Genomic DNA, 9313 nt, shown 5'->3' with positions numbered 1-9313 from the left:
TGATGGGTTTTTCTGTCCACTTAAATGTTCAACTTAAATTTTACAATCTGCCCTAAAAATAAACTATAATAGGTGGCAAGGTATAGATGAAAGGATTGATGGTACAGATGACGGAAAACAGTCAAAAGATTCAAAGCAAGGCCCTCTATGTCAATCTCGACCGGGGTGTTGCAACGCTTAACCTTAGTGAAGCTTACTATAACGATATCTACTCCCTGACCAACAGCGATGAGCTGCTCGATGTCGTTAAGCTTTACCTGGGTTCACGCAATCCAGACTACGACGATGACGCCTTCGACAACGCCACGCCGGAAGAATACGTCGAAGTTCTCAAGAAGATTTTGATCAATGACGGCAGTGCCTACGATAACTACGATCCAGAGGAAATTCTGGGTAGTATCGAAGACCTCTACTCATTCTACCGTTCTCTTTTGCGGGTCTCCGTTGTGAACTACAACAACAGCAAGATCGCTGGTAACGAATTCAAGGCGATTGACACCCAACTAAATGAGCTCGTCCGGAAGCTCTACCGGGTAATCGAAGAAAAGCTGCAGGGCTTCACCAACCGGACCTACCGGCAGGTCAATGCGGCCACGAACGCCTCCATGCTGGTTCAACCACATGACTGGCCAATCCCCGAAGGATACGAGGAACTCCGCGACATCGACTTCATCAACACGGTGATGCTACGGCCACCAATGCTGATGCACACCAAGAGTAACAAGCGTGAAGGGGTCTTCTCCGCAGTCGAGGAAAACCCAATCAAGCGTTTCCACGGTCAACGCGGTCAGTGGTACTGCTACCCGGCCAAGATCGGTGAGAGTCTGGCCTACATCTACTTCAACGTTGATTACCTGGTCAATGGGATTGCCCTCTCCAACCTGTTTGAATTGGCATCCCCAGAAGAGGTCGAGGGGCAAAAGCCTGATATGATCCTTCTCTTCGGTCTGGAGAAGACGGAAGGCATGGTTTCACACTACTACCTCGACAAGAAGAACCAGATCTGGGTCGGTGAGGTTCCATACACCGACAAGACGACCTACTTTGGCTACATGAAGAAGATGTGCCTAACCCTGCATAACCTGCACCAGATCAACAACGGTCGTCTGCCGATCCACGGCTCCATGCTGAAGATCCGCTTCACCAACGGCAAGGAAAAGAACGTTGTCTTCTTCGGTGATTCCGGTGCCGGGAAGTCCGAATCCATCGAGGCCCTCCAGGAAATTGCCGACGACAAGATTGTCGACATGGAGACCATCTTCGACGACATGGGCAGCTTTACCATTGGTGACGATGGCAAGCTCTACGCCCAGGGGACCGAAACCGGGGCCTTTGTCCGTCTCGACGACCTGTCCAGTGCCGTCGCCTTCAACAACATGGACCGTGGTGTCTACCTCAACCCTGAGCGGAAAAACGCCCGGGTCATCATTCCGGCTGACACCTACGAACACGTCATCGAACACCATCCGGTTGATATGTGGCTCTACGCCAACAACTACAGTGACGAGGTTGGTATCCACCGCTTCGACACCGAGGACGAGGCCAAGAAGGTCTTCGTTGCTGGTAAGCGAAAGGCCCTGGGGACGACCGATGAAGTCGGCATGAGTTCCACCTTCTTCGCCAACCCATTCGGCCCGGTTCAGGAACCAGAGAAGACCAAGCCGATCATTGACAAGGTCTTCAACAACCTCTTCAAGAACGACGTCTACGTCGGTGAAATCTTCACCCATCTGGGCAACGATAAGTCCAAGGACGCCTTGAAGGAATCTGCCCAAGAACTGCTGGATGTTTTGATGAACAACTAATCATTTAAACCACTAAATCCCTGAATCACGTCAAAATGATCCAGGGGTTTTTTATTGTTGCCAGTGGTCACGTTTAAATTGCGTCCGGCCGCCCGCCTCTTCCAGCGCCAGCCGGGCCGGATCCTTCCTATAGAAGGCCTGGTGGTAATCCTCGGCCAGGTAGAAGGGCTGGGCATCCTCGATCCGGGTGACGATTGGCCGGTCGAACCGCCCGCTGGCCGCCAGCTGCTGCTTGGCATGTTCGGCGATCCGCCGTTGCTTTGAATCCTTGACGAAGATCACCGGCCGGTAGTTGTCGCCACGATCCTGGAACTGGCCCATTGCATCCGTCGGGTCGGTCTGGCGCCAGTAGATCTCAACCAGGTCCGCGTAGGAAACTACATCCGGATCGAAGGTGATCCGTACCGCCTCCGTATGCCCGGTTGTTCCGGAGCAGACTTGCTCATAGGTTGGATTGACCACGTGCCCGCCGGTGTAGCCCGACTCCACCTTCTCAATGCCCGGATAGGTATCGAAGGGCTCGACCATACACCAGAAGCAGCCACCCGCAAAGATCGCCGTGTCTAAACTCATCCTGATCATCCTTTCTTATAATGTACAATCGTGCTTTCCCGTCTGATTGCTACTATAATATAGCTATAACATTATGCACTCAACTTTATTGCCTGACTACCAGCAAGGAGGCGATCCAGATGCACCTAACCAAGCTCCAGCGAGCCATCATCAAACTGACGGTGGTGGTGATCCTCGCCATCGTCCTCATCAGGGTCTACCAGCCGGAACTGGCACTGATGACGCATCCCAGTCCGGCCCACCAGCACGGGCTGGGGGACACTCTCCTGCTGATCGCTACCATTGCGATCCTCTGCAGCATCCCCTTCGCACCGAACGCGGTCGTTTGCATCTTCACCGGGGTCTGCTTTGGCCCCTTCATCGGCTTTTTGATCAACTGGTGCGGTAACATCATCGGCAACGGCTTTGTCGCCATCATGATCAGACGTAGCGGGATCTCCGAACAGGTTCGTCATAAACGAGCCTTCGATTACCTTACCCGACAGCGTTTTCCAGTGGTCGGACTGATCATCGGTTTCATCATCCTGGTGGTTCCCAACCTGCTGGTCAACTACGCGGCCAACGGGATGCGGGTCACCACGGGCAAATACCTCCTGGCGGCCAGCCTAGGGACCCTGCCGATTGCCTTTATCTACGCCCTGGGTGGTAACGCCATCTTCACGATGAACTTCAAGAAGGTCGTCGTCATCGCCCTCTTCGTCTTCCTCTGCATGTTCTACTGGGGGCTAAAGCGCCTGCAAGAAAACCTGTCCACCTAATGTCGTTAGCCGGTCACGTCCTCCCATCCAGACGTGACCGGCTTTTTCGAGCAAAAAAAGATCCACGGCGTTCACCATGGATCTTAGAAGATTAATTATTAGGGTTGATTTTAGTACCAACCATGTGATTGCCAGAATGACTGAGCACCGGACCAGGAACCGTAGCGACTGGTTACGTATTGGTCAGCAACCCGTTCCTGGTTAGTAGCGGAGTAGTCACCATTCAGGTAGGAAGCGGAAAGTTGGTACTTACCAACGTATTGACCATTCTGGGCACCGTAGTTACCACCAGATTCACGGGCAGCGATCCATGCCTTAGCAGCAGCGTCGTTACCGGATACCCCAGAATTGTAGCTGGAGCTGGTGTTAGTGGCAGCAGCCGTCCGGGCTTGGGTAGAAGTCGTTACCTGTGGAGCGGCCGGCTGTTGTGGAGCAGACTGTTGTTGTGGAGCAACAGCTGGGGCCTGGCTAGCCTGACTGTTTTGGCTAGCTGGGGCCGTTGACTGACTAGCAGCACTGGTTGCCTGACTAGCAGCTTGGCTAGTAGTACTTTGGCTAGCAGTTGAGGCAGGTGCTGGCGTTGCGCTTGGCAGGGTTGCAACCTGGTGTTGGGTAGCCGGAGCAACTTCGCCATCGTCCTTGACAACCAGCTTTTGGCCAACGTAGATCAGGTTCTTGTTGGCGATCTGGTTGTTAGCAGCCAGGGTGTCAACGAAGCTCAGGTCGTGGCCAAGCTTGTAGGAGATTCCTGATAAAGTATCACCACTTTGCACCGTGTAAATTGAGTCGGCGTTCGCCGTGGTTGCAGTTGCGATGGTTCCCAGGGCAACGGCACCAGCAACAGCAGCAGTAATTTTAGCAATGTGTTTAGATAAATTCATAAAGATTCAATCCCATCCTTTTTCAATATTCTAAATAGTTTCAAATTTTAATTGTTTACTTTAGGAAATGTTGATCGCTGATATCAATCAACGGTTTATACTATACACGCCCAAAATTACAGGCGTGTTACCCGCGATTATCAAATTCCCGCGTTTACGTAACAATTTGTAATAATTATCAGTAACCAACTAGCTCTGCCAGCAACCAATCGCCGCCATGATGGGATTTAACCGGTCAGCGTTACTTTACGCAAAACTGTAATATAACGATTTTAAAAAGTCGCCGATTACCCTTAAAAAAGGATTAATCAGCGACATTTTTCGCAATATTACCAGCCTTTGTAACAAGGTCGTAACACATTTTAGGCGTCGGCGAACTTATTTTTTAGCCAACTATTGGCCGGTAAAAGGGTGCCAAGGCCACGGTCTGGTGTCACCAGATTCCGCTGTTCAGCCATGTCCAGCGGCTCCCCAGATCCGGTCGTCAGGTGGGCCAACTGGAGGCCAGCCGTATCCGCGGCCTGGCCCCAGACCCGAAGACGGCCAGTGGTCCCCTGTCCGTAACCATCGAGGACCGGTCGGCATTCCTGGTGCATCCCCGTCCACACCCGCAGCACTGCGTCCGCCGTCCAGTGAGTTTGTTGACCGTCCAGGAAGCTGTAGAGGCTGGTGGTAACGTCCGTGGCACTGTCCTGGCCGTACGCCAGCTCGACCCGTGATCCCTGGGCCTGGTAGCAATGAACCGCCTGACGGGCCCGCTGTCCGGTAAACTGGTTGAACTGCCGGTAGGTCACCCGGGCCCCGGTCCCAACCAGCAGCTCGGTGCCGACATAGACCGCCCCCGGGTTAGTCAGCCGGGCGGTTTCTTCGATTGAGACTGTACTGTGCGCACCCACGATGATCACGTGGTGCGGATTCGTCCCAGATAGGTTTGGGGCTAGTTTGATCGACTCATCCAGCTTCACCCCGTCGGGTACGTAGATAAACTGCCCACCGTCGATCCGGGCCAGGTGGGCGGCATTCAGCTGGCCGTCCTGCCAGGGGATTGCCTTCTCCATCAGGTTCTCCTGAAGCATCTCGGAGTATTCGTTGACCGCCTGACTGAGTGGTCGAGCCACGTAATCGCTGTCGTGGCTGATTAGGCCAATCGCCATCCCCGCGGTTTTCGGCTGATCCCGCCAGACTGTTAGCCACTGCTCCTGCCCGTCCTGGTGGGGAAAACGGCCCGCCAGCATGGTTGCCAACTGGCGTTTCTTCTCCAGCCAGCCAGGTTCATCCTGCCAAATAGCACTGTTTAACACTGTCATGATCCACCCCCACTTAATGAACAAGCTTATCCCAGATAACAACCTTACCCGCGGCAAGTGACTTGGGAACGTCGATAATCCGCTGGTTGGAACTCCCCCTAAACTGGAGGGTCAGGTCCTTCTTGGCCAGCAGGAAGCGCCCGTCAACCAGGATATCCAGGTTGTGGAGGAGCTCTAACTTATCGGCCGACTCCTTCTGCAATTCTTCCCAGGTGTAGCCCGACCAGCTCCAGATATCCTTAGTGTGGCCGAACTCCTTACGCAGACGGTGGACCAATTTCAGGCAGACCTGGGTGTTTAAGAAGGGTTCCCCACCGAGGAGAGTCAACCCCTGGACGTAGCTCTGGGAGAGGTCCTCCATGATCTGGTCCTCCAGCTCCTGGGTATAGGGCTGGCCGTAATGGAAGTTCTGTGCTGCCTTGTTATAACAGCCCGGGCAGTTGAAGAGGCAGCCACTGACGTAGATGCTGCAGCGGACCCCCTCGCCGTCAACGAAGTTAAAGGGTTTGTAGTCAGCAATGTACTGCAGGGAGTGGTCCTTGGCCAGCCATTCCTTCGGTTGGGGATTCTTTGGTAAACGAATCGCGTGTTCTCTTGGCATTGTTCTTTCCTCCTATATAAAAAGGACCGCGCTGGTGACGGTCCTTGATGATCGTGATTAAATCTGGTCGCCGGTGATGTTGGCGTGTGCCTTGGCATCCAGCTGCCGGTTCTTCTCAAACTGAGCGGCGTTGGCGATCATCCCTGGATCCATGTGCTTGACCCGGTGAATGATCTCCTCATGGCGACCATGAACCATTGGCCGCTGTTGAGGGTTACCGAGGTAGCCACAGGTCCGCTTGACCACGTCACAGGTGGCCGGGTCGTGGTTGCCGCACTGTGGACACTTGAAACCGCGGGCAGTGGCCTCGAATTCTCCCTTGAAGCCGCATTTGAAGCATTGATCAATGGCGGTGTTAGTTCCCAGGTAGCCCACGTGGTCGTAGGCCCAGTCCCAAACGGCTTCCAGGGCCTTCGGGTTTTGCCGCAGGTTCGGGTATTCGCAGTAGTGGATGAAGCCCCCAGCCGCCTGGTAAGGGAAGTCCTTCTCAAAGGTCAGCTTTTCAAACGGGGTTGGGTGCTTACGGACGTCATAGTGGAAACTATTCGTGTAGTACTCCTTGTCCGTGACGTTTTCCACCCGGCCAAACTTCTTGATGTCGTCCTGACAGAAGGTATCAGTCAAAGATTCCGCTGGCGTGGAGTAGAGACTGAAGTGGTAACCTTCTTCGTCCTCCCACTTGGCACAGAGGTCGTGCATGGCCTTAGTGATTGAAACCGCGAAATCATGAGCCTCCTTGTTGTGCTCCCAGTTTGGGCCGTAAAAGGTCGTGCAAACCTCATAAAGGCCGATGTAGCCCAGGGAAACCGTGGCCCGGCTGTTCTTGAAGACCTCGTCAACACTGTCGGTCTTCTTCAATCGCTTGCCAAATGCTCCGTACATGTAAAGCAATGGGGCGTTTTCCGGCTTGGCCTCCTTTGTCCGCTTAATCCGGTAGTCCAGGGCGATCTTGCAAATATGCATCTTCTCCTTGAAGATCTCCCAGAAGAGCTGCTTGTCACCATGGGCCTCGAGGGCGATCCGCGGCAGGTTGACGGTGACCACCCCGAGGTTCATCCGACCGGAGTTAACCTCCTTGCCGGTCTCAGGATCCGTCCAACCCTGCAGGAAGGAACGACAGCCCATCGGGGTCTTGAAGCTCCCGGTGATCTCCTTGATCTTGTCATACATCAACAGGTCCGGGTACATCCGCTTGGTGGAGCACTCCAGGGCCAGCTGCTTGATGTCATAGTTGGGGTCATTAGGGTTAAGGTTGAGTCCCCGCTTGAGGGTAAAGATCAGCTTTGGGAAAATAGCCGTCCGGTGTTCCTTCCCCAGTCCCTTGATCCGGATCTGGAGGATCGCCTTTTGGATCTCTCGGGCAATCCAGCTGGTCCCCAGGCCGAAGTTGATGGTCGTGAACGGCGTCTGTCCCTGGCTAGAGTAGAGGGTGTTGATCTCATACTCTAGGGCCTGCATGGCATCATAGATGTCCTTTTTGGTCTTGGCCCGAGCAAACTCGTCACGCTTGTCAGGAGCAATCCACTTCTCGGCATCCTTCATGTGCTTCTCATAGTTCAATTTAGCATATGGTTCCAGCAATTGATCGATCCGGTTGGCTGAACAACCACCGTACTGGAGGGAGGCCACGTTGGCAATAATCTGGGACATCTGAGCCGTAGCCGTTTGAATCGACCGCGGCGAGGAAACCCAGGCGTTACCAATCTTGAAGCCGTGCTTGAACATCTCATCGAAGTCAATCAGGCAGCAGTTGGTCTCGGGCGTGACCGGTGAATAGTCCAGGTCGTGCCAGTGAATATCCCCGCGCAGGTGGGCCTTGGCGACGATTCCGGGCAGCATCCGTAGCCCCAGGGCCCGACTGACCACGCCAGCCTCGAGGTCCCGTTGGGTATTGAAGACCCGGCTGTCCTTGTTGGCGTTCTCATGGACCACCCGCGAGTTACGGTCAAAGAGCTGTTCCAACTTATGCTGCGGGTTAGTTGCCTCCGCAAAGGATTCCTCATCACGTTGCCGGTAGTCCCGATAAACCTTGGCTAGTTCTGGATGATTAGCCTTCTTGAGCCCCGCCACAAATAGCTCGGCAATCCGAGATGCTTCAACGGTTGATTCGTTAGCCAGGGCGTCAACCAGGGTCAAATCCACCATCTGCCGGGTAGCATCGTCGGCATGTAGAGCACTTAATACTAGTTCAATCTTGTAAGCGTAAAAATCGGTAACGGTTCCGTCACGTTTAACAACCTTTAGATTGGTCAGGTTATTTAGATCTTTCTCATTAATTATTTGCACCTTCATACAAATTCCACCTCTCAAGTTAACGATGCCTATCTTAGCTCAAAATACTATCCATAGAAAGTATTGACTTTTTGACCCCTATATGTTGTGGAGTGCTGAGGAACGTTTGTTTTTGTCAGTCTAACGAATTAAAAGAGCAAATTCTGAATACGGTAAAATTTAGGAAGCTTGTCATCATCGCATTTAGGATATTTATTCTGCAATTTACAATTATTTGGTGATAGCAAATCATTATCAAGGGATAAAATTTGATTATCTAGATATTGTATGATGATTTTATCATATCTAACTTAGCACTGTAATGGTGGTATAACGGTATACGTAATTTTCTAAATATGATGTGTGATTTTTGTGTATTTGCCTAAGAAACGGTCAAACTATAAAGGAGAAAACCACGGTTATTGAGTGCTCTCCTTCTAACATGTTTACGTTATGCTACTCCCATTAACATGGTACGTGGGCGACTCGTGATCTTTCCGCCTGATCGACAAACTGCAACGGGTGATGTACAAATGATGTTCAAGGACGATCAACTGCAATTTTTTAAAATAAAAAAGAAGGGGAAAGCCTGCTATTTCAAGCTTTCCCCTTCTTTTTTAGCTTAGCTGACCATTTCGTACAAAAGCACTTATATGCCTCCGGTGGGGGTCGAACCCACACTCCCTCAACGGGAACTGGATTTTGAGTCCAGCGCGTCTGCCAATTCCGCCACAGAGGCATCAGCTAACTAAAAGGTGGTAATCGGATTTGAACCGATGATGAAGGTTTTGCAGACCTCTGCCTTACCACTTGGCTATACCACCAAATAGTTATGATTAGATACTTATCTAATCAATAAGGGCGGTATGTGGGATTTGAACCCACGCGTGCCGGACCCACAAACCGGTGTGTTAACCAAACTTCACCAATACCGCCAAGATATTCAGTTAAGCAGGGATAGTAGGAATCGAACCCACAATGACGGTTTTGGAGACCGTAGTTATACCGTTTAACTATATCCCTATAAAAAGTGGAGGAGAGTGGATTCGAACCACCGAACCCGAAGGAATGGATTTACGGTCCATCGCGTTTAGCCAGACTTCGCTACTCCTCCATA

7 protein-coding genes and 5 tRNA genes are annotated in these 9313 nt (G+C 52.2%); 2 read left to right on the top strand and 10 right to left on the bottom strand.

Annotated features, from left to right (window positions below; genetic code table 11):
* The first annotated feature begins 107 nt into the window (after positions 1–107).
* On the top strand, positions 108–1805 hold the full coding sequence (locus tag FD34_RS03510) for a phosphoenolpyruvate carboxykinase (ATP) (RefSeq protein ID WP_057806819.1): 1698 nt from the start codon (positions 108–110) through the stop codon (positions 1803–1805).
* Positions 1806–1856: 51 nt separating this feature from the next.
* Here FD34_RS03510 and msrA read toward each other — a convergent pair whose 3' ends face one another.
* Entirely contained in the window at positions 1857–2378 is a 522-nt protein-coding gene (gene msrA / locus FD34_RS03505) for a peptide-methionine (S)-S-oxide reductase MsrA (RefSeq protein ID WP_057806817.1), read from the bottom strand.
* A 119-nt stretch (positions 2379–2497) separates the two neighbouring features.
* Between msrA and FD34_RS03500 the strand changes: the two genes are divergently transcribed.
* The gene (locus tag FD34_RS03500; RefSeq protein WP_057806815.1) at positions 2498–3136 is read left to right on the top strand and encodes a TVP38/TMEM64 family protein; all 639 of its coding nucleotides are present in this window, start codon (positions 2498–2500) and stop codon (positions 3134–3136) included.
* Between the two features lie 110 nt (positions 3137–3246).
* Here FD34_RS03500 and apf read toward each other — a convergent pair whose 3' ends face one another.
* The 9 genes from apf to FD34_RS03450 all read right to left on the bottom strand — a co-directional run bounded on the left by apf (position 3247) and on the right by FD34_RS03450 (position 9310).
* Complete coding sequence (gene apf, locus FD34_RS03495; protein WP_057806813.1) at positions 3247–4017, bottom strand: aggregation-promoting factor; 771 nt, start codon at positions 4015–4017, stop codon at positions 3247–3249.
* 362 nt (positions 4018–4379) lie between these two features.
* Positions 4380–5324, bottom strand: a complete 945-nt coding sequence (locus tag FD34_RS03490) for a SufD family Fe-S cluster assembly protein (RefSeq protein ID WP_057806812.1) — start codon at positions 5322–5324, stop codon at positions 4380–4382.
* Between the two features lie 13 nt (positions 5325–5337).
* Positions 5338–5925, bottom strand: a complete 588-nt coding sequence (gene nrdG, locus FD34_RS03485) for an anaerobic ribonucleoside-triphosphate reductase activating protein (RefSeq protein ID WP_057806810.1) — start codon at positions 5923–5925, stop codon at positions 5338–5340.
* A gap of 57 nt (positions 5926–5982) precedes the next feature.
* Positions 5983–8217, bottom strand: a complete 2235-nt coding sequence (gene nrdD / locus FD34_RS03480) for an anaerobic ribonucleoside-triphosphate reductase (RefSeq protein ID WP_057806809.1) — start codon at positions 8215–8217, stop codon at positions 5983–5985.
* Positions 8218–8850: 633 nt separating this feature from the next.
* Positions 8851–8935, bottom strand: a tRNA-Leu gene (locus FD34_RS03470).
* A gap of 14 nt (positions 8936–8949) precedes the next feature.
* A tRNA-Cys gene (locus FD34_RS03465) sits at positions 8950–9020 on the bottom strand.
* A 36-nt stretch (positions 9021–9056) separates the two neighbouring features.
* Positions 9057–9131: transfer RNA gene (locus FD34_RS03460), tRNA-His, on the bottom strand.
* A gap of 17 nt (positions 9132–9148) precedes the next feature.
* Positions 9149–9219: transfer RNA gene (locus FD34_RS03455), tRNA-Trp, on the bottom strand.
* A gap of 8 nt (positions 9220–9227) precedes the next feature.
* Positions 9228–9310: transfer RNA gene (locus tag FD34_RS03450), tRNA-Tyr, on the bottom strand.
* Between the last annotated feature and the right edge of the window lie 3 nt (positions 9311–9313).

This window comes from Limosilactobacillus pontis DSM 8475 (assembly GCF_001435345.1).
GTDB classification, from domain to species: domain Bacteria; phylum Bacillota; class Bacilli; order Lactobacillales; family Lactobacillaceae; genus Limosilactobacillus; species Limosilactobacillus pontis.
The sequence above is the reverse complement of the archived record's forward strand: the minus strand, read 5'-3'. Positions and strand labels throughout refer to the sequence as shown.

Bases quoted from the DNA above. Each gene is read 5' to 3' on its own strand.
- FD34_RS03510 (WP_057806819.1), top strand. From the start codon at position 108: ATGACGGAAAACAGTCAAAAGATTCAAAGCAAGGCCCTCTATGTCAAT.
- msrA (WP_057806817.1), bottom strand. From the start codon at position 2,378: ATGAGTTTAGACACGGCGATCTTTGCGGGTGGCTGCTTCTGGTGTATG.
- FD34_RS03500 (WP_057806815.1), top strand. From the start codon at position 2,498: ATGCACCTAACCAAGCTCCAGCGAGCCATCATCAAACTGACGGTGGTG.
- apf (WP_057806813.1), bottom strand. From the start codon at position 4,017: ATGAATTTATCTAAACACATTGCTAAAATTACTGCTGCTGTTGCTGGT.
- FD34_RS03490 (WP_057806812.1), bottom strand. From the start codon at position 5,324: ATGACAGTGTTAAACAGTGCTATTTGGCAGGATGAACCTGGCTGGCTG.
- nrdG (WP_057806810.1), bottom strand. From the start codon at position 5,925: ATGCCAAGAGAACACGCGATTCGTTTACCAAAGAATCCCCAACCGAAG.
- nrdD (WP_057806809.1), bottom strand. From the start codon at position 8,217: ATGAAGGTGCAAATAATTAATGAGAAAGATCTAAATAACCTGACCAAT.